At 66.7% G+C, this 21,605-nt stretch carries 17 protein-coding genes and 1 pseudogene; 10 read left to right on the top strand and 8 right to left on the bottom strand.

Features of this window, described 5'->3' with window-relative positions:
• Window positions 1-48: 48 nt before the first annotated feature.
• Window positions 49-300: a hypothetical protein gene (locus tag M5C96_RS02310; RefSeq protein WP_272566892.1), complete on the bottom strand. Its 252-nt coding sequence runs from the start codon at window positions 298-300 to the stop codon at window positions 49-51.
• 1 nt (window position 301) lies between these two features.
• Between M5C96_RS02310 and M5C96_RS02305 the strand changes: the two genes are divergently transcribed.
• Window positions 302-1,387 (top strand): IS5 family transposase, encoded by a 1,086-nt coding sequence (locus M5C96_RS02305; RefSeq protein WP_272569558.1) that lies wholly within the window; start codon window positions 302-304, stop codon window positions 1,385-1,387.
• A 63-nt stretch (window positions 1,388-1,450) separates the two neighbouring features.
• On the opposite strand, the gene M5C96_RS02300 is transcribed toward M5C96_RS02305, so the two are convergent.
• The 7 genes from M5C96_RS02300 to M5C96_RS02270 all read right to left on the bottom strand — a co-directional run bounded on the left by M5C96_RS02300 (window position 1,451) and on the right by M5C96_RS02270 (window position 14,006).
• Window positions 1,451-1,939 carry an NAD(P)-binding protein gene (locus tag M5C96_RS02300; RefSeq protein WP_272566891.1) on the bottom strand — a complete coding sequence of 163 codons (489 nt, stop codon included), beginning with the start codon at window positions 1,937-1,939 and terminating at the stop codon, window positions 1,451-1,453.
• Between the two features lie 809 nt (window positions 1,940-2,748).
• Window positions 2,749-3,834, bottom strand: coding sequence for an IS5 family transposase (locus tag M5C96_RS02295; RefSeq protein ID WP_272569564.1), 1,086 nt, complete (start codon window positions 3,832-3,834; stop codon window positions 2,749-2,751).
• A 66-nt stretch (window positions 3,835-3,900) separates the two neighbouring features.
• A complete protein-coding gene (locus M5C96_RS02290) occupies window positions 3,901-4,332 on the bottom strand; it encodes a hypothetical protein (RefSeq protein WP_272566890.1) in 432 nt (143 codons plus the stop codon).
• 44 nt (window positions 4,333-4,376) lie between these two features.
• Window positions 4,377-9,233: an RHS repeat-associated core domain-containing protein gene (locus M5C96_RS02285; protein ID WP_284428084.1), complete on the bottom strand. Its 4,857-nt coding sequence runs from the start codon at window positions 9,231-9,233 to the stop codon at window positions 4,377-4,379.
• An 81-nt stretch (window positions 9,234-9,314) separates the two neighbouring features.
• On the bottom strand, window positions 9,315-9,749 hold the full coding sequence (locus tag M5C96_RS02280) for a DUF1795 domain-containing protein (RefSeq protein ID WP_272566888.1): 435 nt from the start codon (window positions 9,747-9,749) through the stop codon (window positions 9,315-9,317).
• A 33-nt stretch (window positions 9,750-9,782) separates the two neighbouring features.
• Window positions 9,783-12,305 (bottom strand): type VI secretion system Vgr family protein, encoded by a 2,523-nt coding sequence (locus M5C96_RS02275; RefSeq protein ID WP_272566887.1) that lies wholly within the window; start codon window positions 12,303-12,305, stop codon window positions 9,783-9,785.
• 228 nt (window positions 12,306-12,533) lie between these two features.
• Window positions 12,534-14,006 (bottom strand): aminotransferase-like domain-containing protein, encoded by a 1,473-nt coding sequence (locus M5C96_RS02270; RefSeq protein WP_272566885.1) that lies wholly within the window; start codon window positions 14,004-14,006, stop codon window positions 12,534-12,536.
• A gap of 126 nt (window positions 14,007-14,132) precedes the next feature.
• Here M5C96_RS02270 and M5C96_RS02265 point away from each other — a divergent pair, with 126 nt between their 5' ends.
• The 9 genes and pseudogenes from M5C96_RS02265 to M5C96_RS02225 all read left to right on the top strand — a co-directional run bounded on the left by M5C96_RS02265 (window position 14,133) and on the right by M5C96_RS02225 (window position 21,563).
• Entirely contained in the window at window positions 14,133-14,732 is a 600-nt protein-coding gene (locus M5C96_RS02265; RefSeq protein WP_272566884.1) for a LysE family translocator, read from the top strand.
• A 49-nt stretch (window positions 14,733-14,781) separates the two neighbouring features.
• On the top strand, window positions 14,782-15,762 hold the full coding sequence (locus M5C96_RS02260; protein ID WP_272566883.1) for a DMT family transporter: 981 nt from the start codon (window positions 14,782-14,784) through the stop codon (window positions 15,760-15,762).
• 109 nt (window positions 15,763-15,871) lie between these two features.
• Complete coding sequence (locus tag M5C96_RS02255) at window positions 15,872-17,062, top strand: aminotransferase-like domain-containing protein (protein ID WP_272566882.1); 1,191 nt, start codon at window positions 15,872-15,874, stop codon at window positions 17,060-17,062.
• Between the two features lie 3 nt (window positions 17,063-17,065).
• Entirely contained in the window at window positions 17,066-17,686 is a 621-nt protein-coding gene (locus M5C96_RS02250) for a glutathione S-transferase family protein (RefSeq protein WP_272566881.1), read from the top strand.
• A 14-nt stretch (window positions 17,687-17,700) separates the two neighbouring features.
• Window positions 17,701-18,567, top strand: a complete 867-nt coding sequence (locus M5C96_RS02245) for a PhzF family phenazine biosynthesis protein (protein WP_272566879.1) — start codon at window positions 17,701-17,703, stop codon at window positions 18,565-18,567.
• A 218-nt stretch (window positions 18,568-18,785) separates the two neighbouring features.
• Entirely contained in the window at window positions 18,786-19,661 is an 876-nt protein-coding gene (locus M5C96_RS02240; protein ID WP_272566877.1) for a PhzF family phenazine biosynthesis protein, read from the top strand.
• Between the two features lie 35 nt (window positions 19,662-19,696).
• Window positions 19,697-20,362 (top strand): VOC family protein, encoded by a 666-nt coding sequence (locus M5C96_RS02235; RefSeq protein ID WP_272569562.1) that lies wholly within the window; start codon window positions 19,697-19,699, stop codon window positions 20,360-20,362.
• Window positions 20,362-20,499 (top strand): annotated as a pseudogene (locus M5C96_RS02230) (LysE family translocator); the annotation flags it as partial. The gene M5C96_RS02235 and the pseudogene M5C96_RS02230, both read left to right, overlap by 1 nt.
• Window positions 20,500-20,606: 107 nt before the next feature.
• A complete protein-coding gene (locus tag M5C96_RS02225) occupies window positions 20,607-21,563 on the top strand; it encodes a threonine dehydratase (protein WP_272569560.1) in 957 nt (318 codons plus the stop codon).
• The last annotated feature ends 42 nt before the right edge of the window (window positions 21,564-21,605 follow it).

Below are 21,605 nucleotides of genomic sequence, written 5' to 3'. Positions count from 1 at the left end.
TTATTTATTTTTCTCAACCGTCGATCAATCCACTTGTAAAGCAAAAAGTTATAAAAAATCCAGGGATGCAGCCAAAATCAAAGAAAAAGAACAACCACCAGAATGGTTTTTGAAGAAGATAAAAACCAAAGGCCAAACATCCACCTCCAACAAGCGGATCCAAGATATATTCTTATTCTTTATAAAAATTCCATGAAAAGCATACCAATTATAAAAAACAAAAGGAATTCCCAGAAGGGAACCTCTCAAAACCCATCCGGTCCCTTGTTGATCGAGAATGCGTGCTCCATCCTTTGCCATGATCACTCCCCGTAGCGCCCTGAAGTTCGACCTGTTCGCTGAGGCCTCGCGCCAACACAAGAGAGATGAGGTGGGCGATCCGCTGCAGGTGATCGCGCGGCACATCGACTTCGCAGAACTGGCCCGGCTGGTGGATGCCTTGATCGAACGCGGGGGTGGCCGCCGGGGCGGTCGGCCCGCCTACCCCACCGAGGTGATGGTGCGCATCCTGGTGTTGAAGCGGCTGTACAACCTGTCCGATGAGCAGATGGAGTATCAGTTGCTGGACCGGGGGAGCTACCAGCGGTTTTGCCTGTTGCAGGATGCGATGAACGTGCCGGACCGCAAAACGATCTGGCGCTTTGGCGAGCGCCTTGGCGTGGGCGGGGCAACGGCCTTGTTCCAGGGGGTGGATGCCCAACTGCAGCGCCACGGCTACATCGCCCGGGGCGGGCAAGCCATTGATGCCACGCTGGTGCCCGCGCCCCGACAGCACATCGGCCAGCAGGAGCGGCGAACGCTGGCACAAGGCGGGCAGCCGGACTGGAGCCAAGCGCGACGCAGGCAAAAGGATGTGGAGGCCACGCACACGAAGAAGCACGGCAAAAGCCACTTCGGCTACAAGCTCAGCGTGAGCGTGGACCTCAAGCACGGCTTCATCCGCCGCCTCGCCACGGGCACGGCCAGCGAGCACGACGGGCACCACTTCGATGAGGTGCTGGACATGCACAACACCGGGCGGGCAGTGCATGCGGACAAAGCCTACCCGAGCCGCCAAAGGTGCCAGATGCTGAAAGTGCTGGGATTCGTGGATGCGATGCAGCGCCGTGCGCAGGCGGGCCGACCACAGAGCGAATGCCAGAAGGGGCGCAACCAGCGCATCGCAAAGAAACGAGCCAAGGTGGAGCACGTGTTCGCCGGTATCCGCCACCTGGGGGGCAAGTTCGTGCGCACCATCGGACAGGCGCGCGCCACGGTGGGGATGACGATGATGGCCGCCTGCTACAACATGAAGCGACTGGCCTGGTTCCTGCATCGGGGCGTGGATGCTTTCTTCAAGCCCGCCACTGGCAAGGCACAAGTGCGCCTGCAAACGGTGAAAGCCTGAGCCACCGGGCCTGCAAGGCCCCTCATGCACCCAGGCGCAGACCGTTGCTGGGCCTCATCACGCTCAAACGGCTACTGGCGCCCACTCCTCCCTATTCGGATTCGTCAAACATGGGGTTGTGAGAGGCTCCCTCTTGTGTTGGCGCGTGCCGTCCGCAAGCTCCACCACCCAGCGCGAAGCGCTGTCTTTCCGTATGCGTTGCACGCCGGTGTTGAACTGGATTTTTTCTCGCAGGCCAAACGCATCGGCAAAGCTGCGCAGGTAGGCCAGAATCTGCCGGTGCGACGGATAGTCGGGATAGTCGCGAGGCATGGGATAGCCGATGAAACCCGACAGATCGCGCGATGAAATGAAATGGGTCGACGCATAGACGGGCGAGCCAGGATTCGTCGTATCCCACAGGCCGCCCAGGTCGCTGTGGCGTTCGAACTGGTCATAGTCCAGCCCCTGCATCTTCAGGGCCCGCGCAGCGCTCAGCCCGCCGGGGCCCGCACCGATGACACACACAGCGGCCGAACGGTCGGCCGGCTTCGATTGCGAGAGATTCGTCATGCGCTCAATTCCTTCTTTGGATACCTGGATGGCAGGAGCCACTTTAGGAAGAAGGAGTCAGGGCACGTGGGGCGGATCCGGCCAGGAGGGGGGTCGTATCGGCCATGCCTTCTCGGGGGAATCCCTTGTCGGAGCGCAAGTTGGCTGGAGAGCTGCCGAGCAGTGGAGTCGATGCAGGTCATATCGCTGGAGGACATCCTTGTCAAGGAACCGCCGAGTGCCTCTTCGATGGTCATTGCAACGGTCGCGCCGCTCCGCCCAAACAACGATAGCGTTGCCAATGTTTTTGCAGGTCACAGAGCCTCGTGGATCGACCAGGGACATGAGCAACCCAGGACAGCGCAGACTTTTCCGGTGGGCTTCGAGCGGGTGCCAAGTGTTTGAGCAACCTGCGAGCGCAAAAAAAAGCCTAAGTAGATCAACTACTTAGGCTTATACATGGCGGAGAGGGTGGGACAAAGTTGTCCTAGCCCGAAAAGTCTTATGAATCAACTACTTGGATAGTAGTAGGGTTCAAAATCTTGCTACCAGTAGTGCTACCAGCGACAGTCGAGAGATGATACATCATCAGTTCAACGGACAACGATGCGGTAGGGAAGTGAGACCATAAGGTCGTACAGGTACGGCCTGGGGATGGGCAGCGGTAAAGTGCTGTGATGCCCGACCTCACCACCTGCAGGGAGCCTCTCACAACCCCATGTTTGACGAATCCGAATAGGGAGGAGTGGGCGCCAGTAGCCGTTTGAGCGTGATGAGGCCCAGCAACGGTCTGCGCCTGGGTGCATGAGGGGCCTTGCAGGCCCGGTGGCTCAGGCTTTCACCGTTTGCAGGCGCACTTGTGCCTTGCCAGTGGCGGGCTTGAAGAAAGCATCCACGCCCCGATGCAGGAACCAGGCCAGTCGCTTCATGTTGTAGCAGGCGGCCATCATCGTCATCCCCACCGTGGCGCGCGCCTGTCCGATGGTGCGCACGAACTTGCCCCCCAGGTGGCGGATACCGGCGAACACGTGCTCCACCTTGGCTCGTTTCTTTGCGATGCGCTGGTTGCGCCCCTTCTGGCATTCGCTCTGTGGTCGGCCCGCCTGCGCACGGCGCTGCATCGCATCCACGAATCCCAGCACTTTCAGCATCTGGCACCTTTGGCGGCTCGGGTAGGCTTTGTCCGCATGCACTGCCCGCCCGGTGTTGTGCATGTCCAGCACCTCATCGAAGTGGTGCCCGTCGTGCTCGCTGGCCGTGCCCGTGGCGAGGCGGCGGATGAAGCCGTGCTTGAGGTCCACGCTCACGCTGAGCTTGTAGCCGAAGTGGCTTTTGCCGTGCTTCTTCGTGTGCGTGGCCTCCACATCCTTTTGCCTGCGTCGCGCTTGGCTCCAGTCCGGCTGCCCGCCTTGTGCCAGCGTTCGCCGCTCCTGCTGGCCGATGTGCTGTCGGGGCGCGGGCACCAGCGTGGCATCAATGGCTTGCCCGCCCCGGGCGATGTAGCCGTGGCGCTGCAGTTGGGCATCCACCCCCTGGAACAAGGCCGTTGCCCCGCCCACGCCAAGGCGCTCGCCAAAGCGCCAGATCGTGTTGCGGTCCGGCACGTTCATCGCATCCTGCAACAGGCAAAACCGCTGGTAGCTCCCCCGGTCCAGCAACTGATACTCCATCTGCTCATCGGACAGGTTGTACAGCCGCTTCAACACCAGGATGCGCACCATCACCTCGGTGGGGTAGGCGGGCCGACCGCCCCGGCGGCCACCCCCGCGTTCGATCAAGGCATCCACCAGCCGGGCCAGTTCTGCGAAGTCGATGTGCCGCGCGATCACCTGCAGCGGATCGCCCACCTCATCTCTCTTGTGTTGGCGCGAGGCCTCAGCGAACAGGTCGAACTTCAGGGCGCTACGGGGAGTGATCATGGCAAAGGATGGAGCACGCATTCTCGATCAACAAGGGACCGGATGGGTTTTGAGAGGTTCCCATCAGTCATCTTCACCATCTAGGTCTTCCTGAAACTCGGTTTGTTCAGTATGCAGATTTTTGTCAATCTTTGATGAGTATGCAACCTTATCACCCATAAAAAGATGGTTAACAAAGAAACTCACCATTTCTTTATCAACCCCCCAGGGAATGCTTATGACAACTTGGTCGTATTTCTTTAGAAATTTCTTTTTAAAATATATTATTATCTTATCAGGATGAAATTCGACAATATCAACTCCACCATAGTGCCCTCCCTTTTGAGAATCAAGCTCAATATGTGGCTCAGTAAGGGGGGGGTCATCACCTGGATCTATATAGACGCAGATCTGAAGAGAAAGATATCCATTCTGGGTGATGAAATTAACAGCATTAGTGTCATTTTCATCGTAGTGATACTCAGTCTTTTGGGCGATGATTTCTAAATTTTCCATATATACTCCCAACTTAATTCGAAATTTCTGGTAACCATGATTTTCTAACAGCCTCCCTTGGCAACCCTAGCGGCTTTCCTCGCGTTTCTTCGATTTCTTGCGTTGACGGCTTTTCTGGCGGCCTTGGTGTTAGTCCTCCACGACCCCGAATTACCGTCCGCATCTGTCCAATGGTATTCAATGTTTAAACCCTTGGCAGCTGCTGCATTGTTCATATTGCCTTTACAGCCAGAGCATGCAGGGAGTGATGCATCCGTGTAAACCACTCTATCTCCTGGCTTTATGCGCGGATCAATAATGCTCTTCGATTCGGTGTGCGAGGCGATTTGCTCGGGCCAAGATGGTCCTGTGGCGCCGCCGCTCACCAAAGGCTCTGAATACCGAATAGATCCATCAGGTGCATAAACAGTGATGGTGGCGGTGTGATGCTCCCAGCCCCAGGGATCAATCCAACTAATTGGATTGGGCGCATAAAGATGCAGATTGGCCCCGCCAGCGCGGCCAATCGGATCAGGACTGATGAACCGCCCCACATCCGGGTCGTAGTACCGGAAAGTGTTGTAGTGCAGCCCCGTCTCCCGGTCCAGGTACTGCCCCTGCATCCGCAGGTTCTGCTCCAGCCTCTCCTGCCCATGGCGCTGCTGCATCGCGGGTACGGCCCCTCCGTCCACCCGCACCGCCTCCCACTGTTCCTGGATCGTGTTGCCCCACGTCCGGTAACTCGCCCTCCAGCGCACCTGCCCACCTTCGTCCGTCACTTCCTCCGGCAGCCCCGACGGGTCCGTGTGGAAGTGGCTGATGCGCGCGCTGCGGCGCGCTCGCGCCTGCGCCAATGCATCGGCCGTGGGCGCCTCGCCCGGTGCGGCCATCGGGTTGGGCGGGATACCTGGAGCGTGGTGCGCGGCCGGGTCTTCCTCGCACAGGCGGTTCCCGTCCGCATCGATGCGCGCCAGCGGCACGTAGCTGCCCGCCTCGTACACGTAGCTGGTCACCTTCGAGCCGCGCCGCTCCTCGATCAGCCGCATACCCTCCCACACGAACACCGTCTCCCCGAAGGCGTCCGCCTTGGCGATGCGCCGACCCAGCGCGTCGTACCGAAACCGCACGGCCTGCTGCGCCGCCTCTGCCGTGCCCGCGTGCCGCGTGGTCTGCACCGACACCAACTGGTCTTCCTCGTCCCACTCCAGCCTTTGCACCGTGTGCCGGCCGATTCGCTTTTCCACCAGCCGCGACAGCCCGTCGTAGGCAAAGCGCTTGTCCTCGTACACCCGAACCAGGTTGTCCCGCAGGTAGCCCGTGGAGCCCGTGGCCGTCCCTGACCCCATCGCCGGGCCGCCACGCCCGGCAAGATCGCCCGCATCCAGCAGGTTCCCCGCAGGGTCGTAGCGGAACACTTCCTCCAAGCGCCCCCCGACACCCAGGCCCGCCTGCGCGCCCGGCCCCGCTCGCACCGCCTGCTCCACCCGCCCCGTGGCGTCGTAACTCCATTGCGTGCGTCCCTTGTGGCTGTGCACGCTATCGCGCAACTCGCCCGCCGCGTCGTACCTGTATTGCTTGAGCAAGCCCACCGCCGCCGACAGGCCTCGCTGCCCCAGCGCTTCGATCTGCTGCTGCCACTCCTGGCGCCATCGCGCATCGTGCAGGCCCGCGCCCGAGCGCGTCCAACTGCCCAGGCGGCGGTCCAGCGGGTCGAGCACGAAGCGCGTGGCCAGACTGCCCTGGCTGCGCATCACCTCGCGGTGCAGCGCGTCGCGTTCGATGTCCGCGATCAGGCGGTGCACTTCGCGTGCGGCCTCGGGCAGTTCAGCGGCGATGCCTTGCGCCCCAGCCGGGCTTTCCTCCTCCTGGACCAATCCCAGATTGATCTGGTGCAGGTGCCCGGAGCCGTAGTGCAGGTAATTCAGGCTGCGCCGCAGGCGCACACCACCCTGCAGGCGCCCTGCGCCACCGGCAGCGCTCGTCACCACGGGCAACTCAGTCCGCGTGCGGTTGCCCAATGCGTCGTGCGCATGCCTCAAGGTGTGGTTTTGCCCGCTCTCCGCGTCTTCGGCATGCTCGCCCACGATGCGGCCCATGGCGTCGTAGTCGAAGCGCGTGGTGTGCAGCCGTTGCAGGCGGTTCAGTCCCTCGCCCCCACCCTGCTCCGCGGCAGGGCCTGCGCGCCAGCGCGTGGCTTCAACCATTCGCCCGGCTCTGTCGTACCGATAGCGCAAAACGCTGGCGCCCACGCGCTTTTCCACCAGCCGTCCGAGGGCGTCGCGGCGCAGTTCCGTGCGCCGCGGGGCCTGCACCCTTCGGGCCGCCGGGCCCTGCGCGAGGGTGCCGTCACGGGCTTGCGTTTCCAGTTCATGGAATACGTCTTCGTTCATGGCGGGGTGGTGCACTATGGCGATCACCTGCCCGTCCGTGTCGTATTCGATGCCCACGCGCGTGCCGTCCAGTCGCGTCTCTTCCACGAGCCGGTCGGCATCGTCGTAGCGGAAGCGATAGACACCGCCGTTCTCAGTGGACAAGGCCGAGAGCCGGTGGGCCGCATCGTGGGCCATGCCAATATCGCGGCCCTGTGCATCGCGCCGCCACAGCAGTTGACCGCGAGCGTTGTGCCCGTAGCGCGTGGCACGCGCCAGCGCATCGGTGTGCTCCACCAGCCGGCCGCCCGCGTCGTAGGCAAAGCCCTGACTGCTGCCGTCGGCCAACTGCAGAGACACCAGCCGCCCGCGTGCATCGAAGATGCTCTTGGTCTTCTGCCCCAGCGCGTCCGTCACGGCAAGAAGGTTGCCCCACCCGTCCCAAGCGTAATGCGTGGCCTGGCCCGAACAGTCGGTATAGCGCGCCAACAGCCCTCGCTCGTTCCAGACCAGGTTCTTGTGCCCTCCCAGCGCGTCACGGATCTGGATCAGTTGCCCATCCGCATCGTGGGCGTATTCGGTCACCCCGCCATCGGGGGCCGTTTCCTGCACGGGCAAGCCCTGGCGGTCATATTCGTATCGCCAGGTAGCGCCGTCGGGTCCGGTGATGCGCAGCGGCTCGAACCATTGGCTGTCCCACAGCATGCGTGTGAGCCGTCCGAGCGGGTCCACCACGCCGGACTGCAGGCCGTTTTCGTCGTACTGGAACATGGTCGTGGCCCCTGACGGCGTGCTGCACGCCAAAAGCTCGCGGCGCTCGTTCCACTCCAGCCGCCAAGTCTCGCCGAGCGGGTTGGTATAGCTGGTGAGGTTGTGCCATCGGTCCCATTGCCATTGATCGACGCGGCCGAGGTGATCGGTGGCGCTCGTCCAGCCGTCTTCATCGGTTCCCTCCGTGCCCGCCGAGCCATAGGCAATGTCATAGGCCTCGCCGTCCTCCGTCCAGTGCCGCACCACGCGGCGGTCTCGCAAGATTCGGCCGTCCGCTGCGCGCGCGCCGTCCTGCCGCTCGGGACCGCTGGCTTCGGCAGCGCCCTCCCAGGCATAGTGGCACGTGAAACCGGCTGCGTCCTTTTGCAGGACCATGAGGCGTTCGGCATAGGCGAAATGCCGTGTGGGTGCCCGTGTGCGGTCCAGCACGCTGGCGAGTTGGCCGCTCTCGGCGCCATCGCCACCGTGATCGTAGTGATAGGCCGCCAGCAGGCCCAGTTGCTCGCCCGCAGCGGCCTGCACGAGATGGATGGCGCGCAGGCGGCGCGTCTGGCCGTTCTCGCCGTGGTAATCGAGCCGCAGCACCCGGCCCAGGTGGTCGGCGATGCCGCACAGACGGCGCCTTCTGTCATAGCGCAGGCTGACCCAGTGGCCGAAGCGGTCGCGGATGCGCAGCAGCTTGAGCACATGGGTACCAGCCTGCATCGAAGCGCCGCCGAACTGATGGGTCACATGGTCGAGTCCACCCACCTCGTAGTGCCCGCCCGGTGTGCAGCCCAAAATGAAGCCTTCGGCCGTGTTGAAGAGCGAGGTTCCCGGCTCGACCGGGGGCAAGTCGATGTGCCGGCCCTGGGGATTCACGTAGGTGATGCGCTCAGGCGCTGCGCCCTCCACGGCACGCACGATATGCAGTTCGATCTCGTACGGAACGCTCCAGCCTTCGCCGTGCAAGGTGTCCGAGCGGTGGTCATGGTTGCTGTAGAAGCGCCGCCATTCGATGGGCAGCGGGCCGGGCAGGACGAAATCGGTGTCGATCCCGCCGTCAAGAACCTTGCCGCCAGTAGCGGGATGCACGGGATAGCCGATGAGAGCCCGAAAGCCCCGGCCCAGTGCTTCGCCTGCCATACCGACCACGGCACCCATTGCCAGGCAGCCGATCTTGCCCAGGAAGCTGCCCCGTCCCATGGCCAGCCCGACAGCGATCTCCAGCGCGGTTTCCCACCATTCGCGGTCCTCGGCGATATGGAGATAGGCTGTTTTGTTGCCCCCCATGAAGACGTTGTCCGACCCCGTGGCGATGGCCGCAGAACACATGAGCTTGTCGCCCTTGCGCGCAGCGGGATAGGTTTCGATGAACACCGAATCCGTGCCTTCGGCGATGAAGTTCGGATTGGGTTGACCGTGTTTGCTGCAGGTGGTGAAGTCTGCCACGGCGCGCATGGCGGCCTTCTTGTTGATTAAGACTGTCGCGGCGCCCCGGGTGCCCAGCGTACCCGTGATGTCCAGGTCGCCGATGTTCTCGGTCATCTCCTGGATCTTTTTCTCCTTGTAGTCGCTCCAGCCGGTGGCGCCTCCGATGAAGCCCGCCAGCAGGCCGCAAGCGATGATCGCGCCGCATCCCATCGTGGCCACCGACACCCCTGTGACCAAGGCCACGGCGCCGGCCACGAGCAGCGTCTCCACCATGCCCGATGCAAGCCGCAGCCCCACGCGGGCCAGCCGTGCCCAGACCGATACATGGCCAATCTCGTCTCCGAACCTCGCTGCGCCCAAGCCTCCCATATCGCCCGCCTCTATCTGTAGTTTGCCGATTCCATGGTTGGCTTGCCGAATCCGACGGAAGCCGAACGCTTCGTCGAGCGGCTAACGCCGAAGCACGAAGCTCGCCAGCACCGCATCGACCGCCCTGTGGTGTTCTTCGGTGAATGGCACGGGCAGCGAGAACGTGAAATTCAGCACAGTGCGCGAATCCGGCAGCAGAAATAACGTTTGCACGTGATGCACGGTACGCCCCTGCTGTTTGTAGCTGACGGTAAAGCGCGAGCCATTGATCTTCTGCTCCGGCGCGCCGAGCGTGGCCATCTGCACCTCCCCGCGCGTGAACTTGGCGACCTGCCGCGACAGTTCGGCGAGTTGACGCTGCAGGAATTGCGGCGGCGTCTCGTCAACTTCGAGTTCGTCCCTCGATACGGCAATGGTCATAGCGCCGGTGCCTGGCATCGGCGCTAGCACGTGCATGGTGCGGTCGGTGACGTTATCAGGAGCCTCGATGTGGCCGTCGTTGAAGTGGTATTGCATGAATGTCTGGAAGAAAGGGAAAGACGCCGAAAGTCAGCAGTTCAGATTGATCTTTTTCCCGAACTGGTCCAAGTCGTCTTGAAAGTTAAAAACGCCCTTGACCCCGTTGAGCACGATCGTGCCGTCAGCCTTCAGTGTGATCGATGCGGCCCCGCACATCAGCGTGACGCTCTCCCCCGCCACCTGCGTGATGTTCTTGCCCGCGTTCACGAACACCGTGTCGCTCTGCGCGTTCACCACCACGTTTTCCTTGGCCAGCACATTGGCGTTCAGGCTGGTGGAGGACAGCGATATGTTCTGCTCCGCCACCAGGTTCATGTTGCCGGTTTGGGCCACGGAGGCCACGTCACCGCCCGAGACCATGTTGCTTTGCCCGCCCGAAGTCACGTGCGTGAGCATGCCGGCCTTGGCCAACTGCGTGAGTTGCGCGCCACTGGAGATGGTCACGTGCTGCTGCGCATGCACAGACGTGCTCTGGCCCGAACTGACGACGATGGGCTTGGGACTGATCATGCTTTGCCCTTCCGGGCTCACGATGGACACGATCGGCTTGGTGATGTCCTTGGACAAATCCATCAGGCCACGCGCATCCGGCATGGCCGGGTCGGTGTTGGTGGGCATGGCCGTTTCCGCGCCCCCTCCTCCATCGCCACCCGAGCGGGAACTTGCCATCTTGGCCAGCGAGGCCAAGCCGCCCGCCGCGCCCCCGGTCATGGCCGCAATGCCTGCCCCCATGCTGGCGATCTGCGAGGCCTTGGCATCGGCCAATGCGCCGATGGTGGCGTTCACCGACGACACGGCCTGCCCGGCCTCCTGCATGAGTGAAGAGGTGTTGGCAAGGGTCGCACCCAACTGATCGAACCCGTCCGGGTTGTTGCTCGCCACCTTGGAGGTGAAATCCTGCGGGTACGTGGTGATCAGCAGCCCCTTGTCCGCCCGGATCGACCCCCACAGGTCCGTGCGCAGCTCGAACCCGTACCCGCGCTGCGAGCCGCTGCCCTGGTGCATCAGGTACCCCATGTTCAGGTACGTGTTGCCGTAGGTGTTGGACAGCTCCAGGTGCTCGATGCCCTTCTTGTCCTCAAAGCGCAGCATGCTCGCCCCGCCCCCGCCCTTGCTCCAGTTGGTGAGCGTGCCCGACTGCGTCTTGTTGTCCGGCAGCTTCCACGGCGGCATCTGGATGCCGTTGTAGACCCGCCCGGTGATGATGGGATAGTCCGGATCGCCGTTCAGAAAGTCCACGATGACTTCCTGCCCGATGCGCGGGATGTGGATGCTGCCGTAGTTCAGCCCCGCCCAAGGGTGCGACACCCGCACCCAGCAGCTGGAGTTCTCGTCCATGGCCCCGATGCGGTCCCAGTGGAACTGCACCTTCACCCGGCCGTACTGGTCGGTCCAGATCTCCTCGCCCGGCGGGCCCACCACCACCGCGGTCTGCGGGCCGGTGGTCTTGGGCTTCGGGGTGGTGCGCGCGGGTGTGTAGGGCAGGCTGGTGGGCTGGGCCTGCAGGGTGAACTTCTGGAACGAGCCCTCCTCCTGCGGCGTGCCCTTGGTGCCCGGCGCCACGGCGCTGACCTGGGGGTTTTCCTTGAAGTGGTACTCCAGCCCGGTCAGCAGGTATTGCTGGTTCTGGTCCTCGCGCGGGTGGTTCTCCAGGGTGAAGGTGTAGCCGGGCGCCAGCGCCCGGTGGCGCGACTCGCCCCGCACGGTGCTGTGCCCGGTCAGGCTGGACTGCAGGCGCGAGCGCGCGTAGGCCTCGCCGTCGCCGAACTCGGTGTACCCGCCCGGCCATTCGTAGATCTCGTGGCTGTCGTGCGCATGCCCCGGCGGGGTTTGGCGCATGTTGGACAGGTCGGCCTTGGGCTTCTTGAAGTCGTAGTCGTCGTTGTAGTGCCGCCCGGGCTTGATCTCCTGCGCCAGCTGCCAGGCGTGGATGTTCTCCTTGTCGGCCACGGCGGCCTTCTCGGGCGGGTAGAACGGGATGACGGCGGCGCCCGCGAGCGGGCTGTGCGAGGCGACGATGTCGTCGGCCAGGGTGAGCACGTGCTGGCCGGCGCTGTGCTCGTGGAAGTAGTAGATGCCCTCGTGCTCCATGAGGCGCGAGACGAAGGCGCAGTCGGTCTCGTTGTACTGCACGCAGTAGTCCCAGGTGCGGTAGCTCTGGGTGAGCTTGCGCTGCAGCGGGTAGCCGTATTTGCCGAGCACCTCTTCGATGATGTCGGGCACGGTCTTGTTCTGAAAGATCTTGAAGTCGCTTTGCCGCGTGGCCAGCCACAGCCAGGGGCTCAGGCGGGCCTTGTAGGTGTAGAAGCGGTGGTCCTGGCCCTGCAGCCCGAAGCGGGTGACGATGCCGTCCAGGTAGCGCGTGCCGCCCCCTTCGGTCTCCACCACGATGGTGGCGCTCTTGCCCAGCAGGGCCTTGGGGTCGATGGATTTGCTCTCGCTCAGCAGGTCCACGTCCAAGGAGAACAGCTCGCTCAGCGCTTCTTTGCCCTGCAGCTGGCGAAACTGCAACTGCTCGCCCAGGGGCGTCTGGATGGTGACTCGGCGTGTCATGGGTGCAGCGGCCGCGAAGGGCCGGTGGGTCGGATTGGAATGGGCCGAATGATAGTGCGCGGCTGAGCGCATCCCACCCCCCGGAAATCCCCCCGCCAGCGGGAAAATGCCTCTAGATGTAACCAATTGCGGCTGTTTCGGCCGCAACGCACACGAAATCACACAGACCGCCGCCCCATCTCCAGGCCCATGGGGCACCGCCCGGCGGCCACCGGGCCTCCCCCGCAGTCACCCCCGCACGCCCCCGGCCAGGGCCGCCGCCTGCTGCTGGAACACGCGCCAGAACGCCGCGTCCTGCGTGGTGGTGAAGTTGATGCGCATGAGCGTGCACGGCTGGCGGCTGGCGTGGAACAGCGCGCCCGGCGCGAGCAGGTATCCCTCGTCCAGCATGCGCTGGGCCAGCACGTCGGTGTCCACGCCCGTCTCGACCCAGCCGAACATGCCGGCCGGCTCGGCCGCGAAGGTGCAGCCGGCCTCCAGCGCCAACTGCACGCTGCGCGCACGGGCCTGGGCCAGCCGCTGGCGCATGCGGTCGCTGTGGCGGCGCAGCATGCCCTGCTCGATGCACAGGGCCATGGCTTTTTCCAGCAGCGAGGGCGTGGTCAGCGTGGACAGCAGCTTGGTGTCCAGCAGCGGCTCCACCAGATCGGGCGGCGCGGCCAGGTAGCCGATGCGCCAGTTGGGCGCGAGGATCTTGGCGAAGCCGCTCACATAGATGGTGCGCGCCAGGCCGTCCAGCACCGTGAGGCGCGTGGCGTGTTCCGGCGCGATGTGGCTGTAGGTGTCGTCTTCGACGATGTGAAAGCCGTGCCGCCCGGCCAGCTGCAGCACCTGGTGTGCGCTGCCCGGCGTGAGGCAGTAGCCGGTGGGGTTGTGGAACACGCTCACGCTCACGAAAAGCTTGGGGGCGTGCACCTCGCAGTAGCGCTCCATCACGGCGAGGTCGGGGCCCTGGGCACCGCGCGGCACCGGCAGGATGCGCATGCCCAGCGCGTCGAGCCGCGCGAACTCCACCGACCAGCCGGGTTCTTCCACCATCACGGTGTCGCCCGCCTTCAGCAAAGTGCGGCTCACGATGTCCAGCGCATGCGTGGCGCCCATGGTGGTGATGACCTGGCTGGCCTGCGCGGGCACGCCGAAACCCTGCAGGCGCCGGGCCAGCACCTCGCGCAGGGTGGGCTCGCCCATGGGGTCGCCGTACTGCAGCGAGCTGTCCTGCAGCGCCCGGCCGCTGGCAACCTTGCGCACCGCCGCGCCCATGAAGGTGTTTTCCAGCCAGTCGCGGGGGAACACGCCGGCCCCCGGCTGCGGGTGGCTGGAGGCCTGGTGGAACATGCCGCGGATCAGCGCCGTGGCATTGACGCACGAGCCCGAGGGCAGCGGGGACAGCACGGGGGATGACTTGCGGTCGTTTGCTATTTTTTCTATAGCACCATGCCCTAGTGGAATATGCCCTTCAGGCATTTTTTGTGCGATATCGCGCACATAGAAGCCCCGCTGGCTGCGGGCCTCCACCAGGCCCTGCGCGAGGAGCTGGTCGTAGGCGGCCACCACCGTGTACGCGCTCACGCCCTGCAGCCGAGCGCATTCGCGCACCGAAGGCAGCCGCGCGCCGGCGGGCAGCAGCCGGGCCCGGATGCGCTCGGCGAAGCGCTCGGCCAGTTGCTCGGTCAGGGATCGGCGGGCGGTGCGGGTCAGCATGGCGGGGGGCTCCTTCACTGTGCTGATGCAAACACCAATACAGATCATGAAATTGTCGAAATAACTGTATTGCAACTGTAATGGAATCTGCTCCTACATTGGAAGCCACAACCCCTACAACACCCCATGCCCTTCGTCGAATTCACCGCCCTGCTGGCCCTGGCCACCGCCATGAGCTTCAGCCCCGGCCCCAACACCACGCTGGCCACGGCGATCGCCGCCAACCGCGGCCTGCGCCACGCGATGCGCTTCGTCTGGGCGGTGCCCCTGGGCTGGAGCGCCCTGCTGCTGGTGTGCGCGGGCGGTGTCGGCGCGCTGGTGATGGCGGTGCCGGCGGTGCGCATGGGCATCAAGGTGCTGGGCATCGGCTACCTGCTGTGGCTGGCCTTCAAGCTGAGCCGCAGCGCCCAACTGGGCCAGGCGCAGGCCGGGCGCATGGACGTGGGCTTCTGGCAGGGCGCGGCGATGCAGTTCGTCAACATCAAGGCGTGGCTGCTGGCGCTGACCATCGTGGCCGGCTGGATCGCCGGGCGCGACGATGCCCTGGCGCGGCTGGGCGTGGTGCTGCCGGTGATGGTGGTGTTCGCCTTCTCCAGCAACCTGGTGTATGCCGCCACGGGCGCGCTGCTGCGCCACTGGCTCGCCCAGGGCTCGCGGCTGCTGTGGTTCAACCGCGCCATGGCGCTGGTGCTCGCACTCACCGCCGCCTGGATGGTGAACGCATGACCGTCCACCGCCGCCGCTTGCGCCCCCTTTGTTTCACCGGACCCCGCCCATGACGCACCCCGCCACCTTGCCGAGCGCCCCCGGCGCCCCCACCACCGGCTGGCAGTCGCCCGAAACGCGCGGCCTGCTGTGGGGCCTGCTGGGCGTCGCCATCTTCGCCTTCACGCTGCCCATGACGCGGCTGGCCGTGGGCACGCCCGAGGCGCCGCAGATGTCCGGCGTCTTCATGGCCATGGGCCGGGCGGCGATCGCGGGGGTGCTGTCGACACTGCTGCTGTGGGCGCGCCGCGCGCCCTGGCCGCGGCCCGAGGACTGGCGACCACTGGTTTTTACCGCGCTGGGCGTGGTGTTCGGGTTTCCGCTGCTCACCTCGCTGGCCATGCGCCACGTGGGCGCGGTGCATGCCAGCGTGATCATCGGCATGCTGCCGCTGGCCACGGCCGGCGTGGGCGCGCTGCTGCACCGCCAGCGCCCGTCGCCGCGCTTTTGGCTGTGCGCGCTGCTGGGCACGGCGATGGTGGTGGCGTTCGCGGTGCTGCGCTCGGGCAGCGCAGGCCTGTCGCTGCACCCGGCCGACCTGCTGCTGTTCGCGGCCGTGCTGTGCGCCGCCGTGGGCTACGGCTACGGCGCGCGGCTGTCGCAGCGCATGCCTTCGGGCTCGGTGATCTGCTGGGCGCTGGTCATCTCGCTGCCCGCCACGCTGCCGCTGGGGGCCTGGTCGTGGCCCACGGCGCCCATGCCGGCATCGGCCTGGGGCGCACTGGCCTATGTGTCGGTGTTCTCGATGTGGCTGGGGTTTTTCGCGTGGTACCGGGGCCTGGCGCTCGGCGGCACGGTGCGCGTGAGCCAGGTGCAGCTGGTGCAGCCGTTCCTGGGCATGCTGTTTTCGGTGCCGTTGCTGGGCGAATCGCTCGATGCGGTCAGCCTGGGCTTCGGCATCGCGGTGATGGCCACGGTGGTGGTCGGCCGACGCGCCCCGGTGCGACAAGGCCCCGCCAGGAACCCCCAACCCGCCGCGATGCGCGGTTAAGCTCTTTCCCCGGCGAGCCCACCCGCATGCCCGCCACCCGCCGCACAACGGCTTCCTCAACGACGACCCCGGCGCCCCGGAGAACAAGCGCCCCCTGGAGATGCACTCAATGACGAACTGGACCCTGGCCGCACGCGCCGCGAAGATGAACCCCTCGGTGATCCGCGAGATCCTGAAAGTGACCGAGAAGCCCGGCATCATCAGCCTGGCGGGCGGACTGCCCTCCCCCAAGACCTTCCCCATCGACGACTTCGCCAAGGCCTGCAGCGCCGTGCTGTCGCAGGACGGCCAGTCGGCCCTGCAATACGCCGCGAGCGAGGGCTACCAGCCGCTGCGCCAGGCGGTCGCCGACTTCCTGCCGTGGGACGTGAGCGTCGAGCAGGTGCTGATCACCACCGGATCGCAGCAGGGCCTGGACCTCGTGGCCAAAGTGCTGATCGACGCCGGCAGCCGCATCCTGGTGGAAACGCCCACCTACCTCGGCGCGATCCAGGCCTTCGCGCCCATGGAGCCCGAAGTGGTGAGCGTGGCCAGCGACGACGAAGGCGTGCAGATCGATGATCTGGCCCTGAAGGCCGGCAGCGGTACCGACAAGGCGCGCTTTTTGTACGTGCTGCCCAATTTCCAGAACCCCACCGGCCGCACCATGAGCGAGGCGCGCCGCGCCGCGCTGGTGGCGCGCGCGGCCGAGCTGAACCTTCCGCTGATCGAGGACAACCCCTACGGCGACCTGTGGTTCGACCAGCCCCCGCCCGCGCCCCTGACCGCGCGCAACCCGGAAGGCTGCATCTACCTGGGCTCGTTCTCCAAGGTGCTCGCCCCCGGCCTGCGCCTGGGCTTCATCGTGGCGCCCAAGGCCGTGTTCCCCAAGCTGCTGCAGGCCAAGCAGGCGGCCGACCTGCACAGCCCGGGGTTCAACCAGCGCATGGTGCACGAGGTCATGAAGGACGGCTTCCTGGGCCGCCACGTGCCCACCATCCGCGCGCTGTACAAGCAGCAGCGCGACGCCATGCTGGAGGCGCTCACGCGCGAGATGGCCGGCCTGGACGTGCACTGGAACAAGCCCGACGGCGGCATGTTCCTGTGGGTGCGCCTGCCCGAAGGCATGAGCGCCATCGACCTGCTGCCCGAGGCCGTGGACCGCAACGTGGCCTTCGTGCCGGGCGCGGCCTTCTATGCCGACAACGCCGACCAGCGCACGCTGCGCCTGTCGTTCGTGACGGCCAGCGCCGCGCAGATCAACACCGGCGTGGGCGCGCTGGCCGCGGCCATCCGGGCGCGCGTCGCCCAGAAGGCCTGACGCATGCTGCGGCTCTGGGGACGGCTGTCGTCCATCAACGTGCGCAAGGTCGTGTGGACCGTGCAGGAGCTGGGCCTGGAGCTGCAGCGCACCGACGCGGGCGGGCAGTTCGGCATCGTGTGCGAGCCGCCGTTCCTGCGGCTCAACCCGAACGGCATGGTGCCGCTGATCGAGGACGACGGCTTCACGCTGTGGGAGTCGAACGCCATCGTGCGCTACCTGTGCGCCAAGCACGCCAGCGGCACCCTCTATCCCGAGGACCTGCGCACGCGCTTCGTGGCCGAGCAGTGGATGGACTGGCAGCAGACCACGCTCAACCCCGCGGGGCGCGACGCGTTCCTGCAGTGGGTGCGCACGCCCGAGGCGCAGCGCGACCCGGCCGCCATCGCGCGGTCGGTGGCGGCCACCGAGCCGCTCCTGGACCGGCTGGAGGCGCACCTGGCGCAGCAGCCGTGCCTGGCCGGCGAGCGCTTCACCATGGCCGACATCGTGGTGGGCTGCGAGATCCACCGCTGGTGGGGCCTGCCGCAGGAGCGCGTTGCGCGCACCCACCTCGACGCCTGGTACCAGGGCCTGCTGTCGCGCCCCGGCGCACGCGGCGTGATCGACCAGCCGCTCGCCTGACCCCATCGCCCGCCATGCGCCAGCGCCCCTTCAAGCAGATCGACGTGTTCAGCCACCGCCCTGGCGACGGCAACCCGCTGGCCGTGGTGCTGGACGCGCAGGGCCTGGACGACGCCGACATGCGCCGCTTCGCCGCGTGGACCAACCTGTCGGAAACCAGCTTCCTGCTGCCGCCCACCGAGGCGGGCCGCGCGGCGGGGGCCGACTACCGCGTGCGCATCTTCACGCCGCGCGGGGCCGAGCTGCCGTTCGCCGGGCACCCCACGCTCGGCACCTGCCACGCCTGGCTGGAGGCCGGCCACGTACCGCGCGATGCCGGCCTGGTGGTGCAGGAGTCGGCCGGCGGGCTGGTGCGCATCCAGCGCAGCGGCGACCGGCTGGCGTTCGCGGCGCCGCCGCTGCGCCGCAGCGATGCCAGCCCCGCGCTGGTGCCGCTGATCGCCGGGGCCCTGGGCATCCGGCCGCAGCAGATCGAGGCCGCCCAGCTGCTGGACAACGGCCCGCGCTGGCTGGGCCTGGTGCTCGACAGCGCCGAGACGGTGCACCGCCTGCGGCCCGACCACGCCCGGCTCAAGGACCTGGGCCAGGATGTCGGCGTGATCCACGTCGGCGCCGACGCCCACGATGCCACGCAGCCCGGCGTGGTGGTGCGCGCCTTCGCCGCGCCCATGGGCAACCCCGAAGACCCGGTCACGGGCAGCCTGAACGCGAGCTTCGCGCAGTGGCTCATCGCCGAAGGCCGCGCGCCGCACAGCTACCTCGTGGCCCAGGGCGAGAGCCTGGGCCGGGCCGGCCGCGTGCACATCCGCCAGGACGCGCAGGGCCAAGTTTGGGTCGGCGGCCGCAGCCTCACCTGCATCGAGGGAACCGCCCGCCTATGAGCTGCGCCCCGCCCGCCACCGCACCGCCGCGCCAGATCCCCACCGGCTGACGCGCCGCCCCCTTTTTTTGAATGGTCGATGGGTCCCGGCGCCGGCCGCGCCGCGCTGCCGCATGGGCGCGCGGCCCGAAACGCCGGCCTGCCGACCCGCTTCCACCCCGTTTTCAATCACCCCGGCCCACCGGCCGGCCTTTCCTTCCCCGCAAAGAGGCTCACACCATGCGCCAACGCCCTTTCAAGCAAGTCGATGTGTTCACCCAGCAGCCCTACCTGGGCAACCCGCTGGCCGTGGTGCTCGACGGCTCGGACCTGTCCACCGAGCAGATGCAGCACTTCACCAACTGGACCAACCTGTCCGAGGCCACCTTCCTGCTGCCGCCCACCGAGGCCGGCCGGGCCGCCGGCGCCGACTACCGCGTGCGCATCTTCTGCCCGGGCCGCGAGCTGCCGTTCGCAGGGCACCCCACGCTGGGCAGCTGCCACGCCTGGCTGGAGGCCGGCGGCCAGCCGCGCACCGAGGGCGAGGTGGTGCAGGAATGCGCGCTGGGCCTGATCACGCTGCGCCGCGACGGCGACCGGCTGGCCTTCGCCGCGCCGCCGCTGCTCAAGAGCGGGCCGCTGGCCGAAGAGGACGTGGCCCTGATCGCGCGCGGCCTGCGCATCGAGCGCAGCGACATCGTGGCGCATGCCTGGTGCGACAACGGCCCGAACTGGCGCGGCGTGATGCTCGCCAGCGCCGAACAGGTGCTGGCCCTGCAGCCCGACAGCGCCGTCCTTGGCCAGCTGAACATCGGCGTGGTGGGTCCGCGCGGCAAGGTGGGCGTGGTCGGCGCGCATGCCGACGAGGGCATCGCCTTCGAGGTGCGGGCGTTCTTTCCGGGCAACAACGGCCTGGCCGAAGACCCGGTGACGGGCAGCCTCAACGCCGCCCTGGCGCAGTGGCTCATCGGCGCGCACCTGGCACCGCCCAGCTACGTCGCCAGCCAGGGCACGGCAATGGGCCGCGCCGGGCGCGTGCACGTGCACCAGGACGGCGAGCGCATCTGGGTCGGCGGCGGATCGGTCACCTGCGTGAACGGCGAGGTGCGGCTGTGAACCTGCCCGACGCCTGCATCGACCATCTCGTGGTGATGGCCGACCGCTTGGAGAGCGGCGTGGACTGGTGCCGCCGCACGCTGGGCGTGGTGCCGGCCATGGGGGGCGAGCACCCGCTCATGGGCACGCACAACCGCCTGCTCAACCTCAGCGGCCCGGCGCACCCGCGCACCTACCTGGAAATCATCGCCATGAACCCCGCCGCCCCCGGGCCGGCGGCGGGCACGCGGCGCTGGTTCGACATGGACGACCCCGCGCTGCAGGCGCGTGTGGCGCGCGACGGTCCGCAGCTCATCCACTGGGTGGCCTCGGTGCGCGACGTGGCCGCCGCCCATGCGGCGCTGGCCGCGCGCGGGCTGGACCGGGGCGAGGTCGCCACCGCCAGCCGCCCCACGCCGCTGGGGCTGCTGCAATGGCAGATCACCCTGCGGCCGGACGGCCAGCGCCTGCTGGGCGGCTGCCTGCCCACGCTGATCCAGTGGGGCGAGCGCCATCCCTGCTACAGCCTGCCCGCCGCCAGCGGCGTGCAGCTGCAGTCGCTGCGGCTGGAGCACCCCGAGGCGCCCGCGCTGGCCAGCGCCTGCGCCGCCCTTGGCCTGGGCACGCAGGTGACTGTGTCGCCCGGGGCCGCGCCGCGCCTGCAGGCCGTGCTGGCCACGCCCCGCGGCCCCGTCACCCTCGCATCGAAGGAGCCCGCCTGATGCTCCTCCTCACCTTTCAGGAAATCCTGCTGTTCGCGTTCGCCGCGCTGGTGCTCGTGCTCACGCCCGGGCCCAACAGGGTCTATTGCGTGTCCCGCAGCCTCACGCAGGGGCCGCGCGCAGGCCTGCTCGCGCTTCGCATCCTGTCCGAAAAGAAAGCCACCGCATGAACGCCCCCACCACCGCCATCGACGCCTTCGCTCCCGCACCGGCACCCGCCACGGACAGCGCCAGCCTGCATGCCATGGCCGCACTCCCCACGCTCGCCGACATCGAGGCCGCCGCCCAGGTGGTGTACGCGGACTTCGCCCCCACGCCCCAGTACCGCTGGGCGCTGCTGAGCGAGCGGCTGGGCACTGAATGCTGGCTCAAGCACGAGAACCACACGCCCGTGGGCGCGTTCAAAATCCGCGGCGGGCTCACGTACTTCGACCAGCTCGCCCGGCGCGGCGCGCTGCCGCGCGAGGTGGTCAGCGCCACACGCGGCAACCACGGCCAGAGCATGGGCTGGGCCGCGCGCCGCCACGGCGTGGCCTGCACCATCGTCGTGCCGCGCGGCAACTCGGTAGAGAAGAACGCCGCCATGCGCGCCCTGGGCGTCACCCTGATCGAGCATGGCGACGACTTCCAGGAAGCGCGCGAACACGCCATCCAACTGGCGGCCGACCGCGGCGCGCACATGGTCCCCAGCTTCCATGCCGACCTGCTGCGCGGCGTGGCCACGTACTGGTGGGAATTTCTGCGCGCGGTGCCGCAACTGGCGGTGGCCTATGTGCCCATCGGCCAGGGGTCGGGGGCGTGCTCGGCCATCGCGGCCAAGCGCGCGCTGGGCCACGGCGTGCGCATCGTCGGCGTGGTCAGCGCCCATGCCACCACGTATGCCGACTCCATCGCCGCCGGCCACGTGGTCGAGGCGCCCGTCACCACGCAGCTGGCGGACGGCATGGCCTGCCGCGTGGCCGACCCGGCCGCGCTCGCCATCCTGGCGCCGCACCTGGACCACGTGGTGAAAGTGACCGACGCCGAAGTGGCCGCCGCCATGCGCGCCCTGTTCACCGACACGCACAACGTCGCCGAAGGCGCTGGCGCCGCCGCATTCGCCGCCGCGATGCAGGAACGCGGATCGCTCGCTGGTCTGCCCGTGGGGCTGGCGCTTACGGGCGGCAACGTGGATGCGGCGATGTTCGCTGGCGTGCTGTGACGCGGCCGATCCTTCAGTCACCGGACGGCACGAAAGGAGTGG

This window comes from Acidovorax sp. GBBC 1281, assembly GCF_028473645.1.
Taxonomy (GTDB): domain Bacteria; phylum Pseudomonadota; class Gammaproteobacteria; order Burkholderiales; family Burkholderiaceae_C; genus Paracidovorax.
The sequence above is the reverse complement of the archived record's forward strand: the minus strand, read 5'-3'. Positions and strand labels throughout refer to the sequence as shown.

What these genes read in the sequence shown, in the direction of transcription:
- M5C96_RS02310 (WP_272566892.1), bottom strand. Translation starts at nt 300, where the DNA reads ATGGCAAAGGATGGAGCACGCATTCTCGATCAACAAGGGACCGGATGG.
- M5C96_RS02300 (WP_272566891.1), bottom strand. Translation starts at nt 1,939, where the DNA reads ATGACGAATCTCTCGCAATCGAAGCCGGCCGACCGTTCGGCCGCTGTG.
- M5C96_RS02290 (WP_272566890.1), bottom strand. Translation starts at nt 4,332, where the DNA reads ATGGAAAATTTAGAAATCATCGCCCAAAAGACTGAGTATCACTACGAT.
- M5C96_RS02285 (WP_284428084.1), bottom strand. Translation starts at nt 9,233, where the DNA reads ATGGGAGGCTTGGGCGCAGCGAGGTTCGGAGACGAGATTGGCCATGTA.
- M5C96_RS02280 (WP_272566888.1), bottom strand. Translation starts at nt 9,749, where the DNA reads ATGCAATACCACTTCAACGACGGCCACATCGAGGCTCCTGATAACGTC.
- M5C96_RS02275 (WP_272566887.1), bottom strand. Translation starts at nt 12,305, where the DNA reads ATGACACGCCGAGTCACCATCCAGACGCCCCTGGGCGAGCAGTTGCAG.
- M5C96_RS02270 (WP_272566885.1), bottom strand. Translation starts at nt 14,006, where the DNA reads ATGCTGACCCGCACCGCCCGCCGATCCCTGACCGAGCAACTGGCCGAG.
- M5C96_RS02265 (WP_272566884.1), top strand. Translation starts at nt 14,133, where the DNA reads ATGCCCTTCGTCGAATTCACCGCCCTGCTGGCCCTGGCCACCGCCATG.
- M5C96_RS02260 (WP_272566883.1), top strand. Translation starts at nt 14,782, where the DNA reads ATGACGCACCCCGCCACCTTGCCGAGCGCCCCCGGCGCCCCCACCACC.
- M5C96_RS02255 (WP_272566882.1), top strand. Translation starts at nt 15,872, where the DNA reads ATGACGAACTGGACCCTGGCCGCACGCGCCGCGAAGATGAACCCCTCG.
- M5C96_RS02250 (WP_272566881.1), top strand. Translation starts at nt 17,066, where the DNA reads ATGCTGCGGCTCTGGGGACGGCTGTCGTCCATCAACGTGCGCAAGGTC.
- M5C96_RS02245 (WP_272566879.1), top strand. Translation starts at nt 17,701, where the DNA reads ATGCGCCAGCGCCCCTTCAAGCAGATCGACGTGTTCAGCCACCGCCCT.
- M5C96_RS02240 (WP_272566877.1), top strand. Translation starts at nt 18,786, where the DNA reads ATGCGCCAACGCCCTTTCAAGCAAGTCGATGTGTTCACCCAGCAGCCC.
- M5C96_RS02235 (WP_272569562.1), top strand. Translation starts at nt 19,697, where the DNA reads ATGGCCGACCGCTTGGAGAGCGGCGTGGACTGGTGCCGCCGCACGCTG.
- M5C96_RS02225 (WP_272569560.1), top strand. Translation starts at nt 20,607, where the DNA reads ATGGCCGCACTCCCCACGCTCGCCGACATCGAGGCCGCCGCCCAGGTG.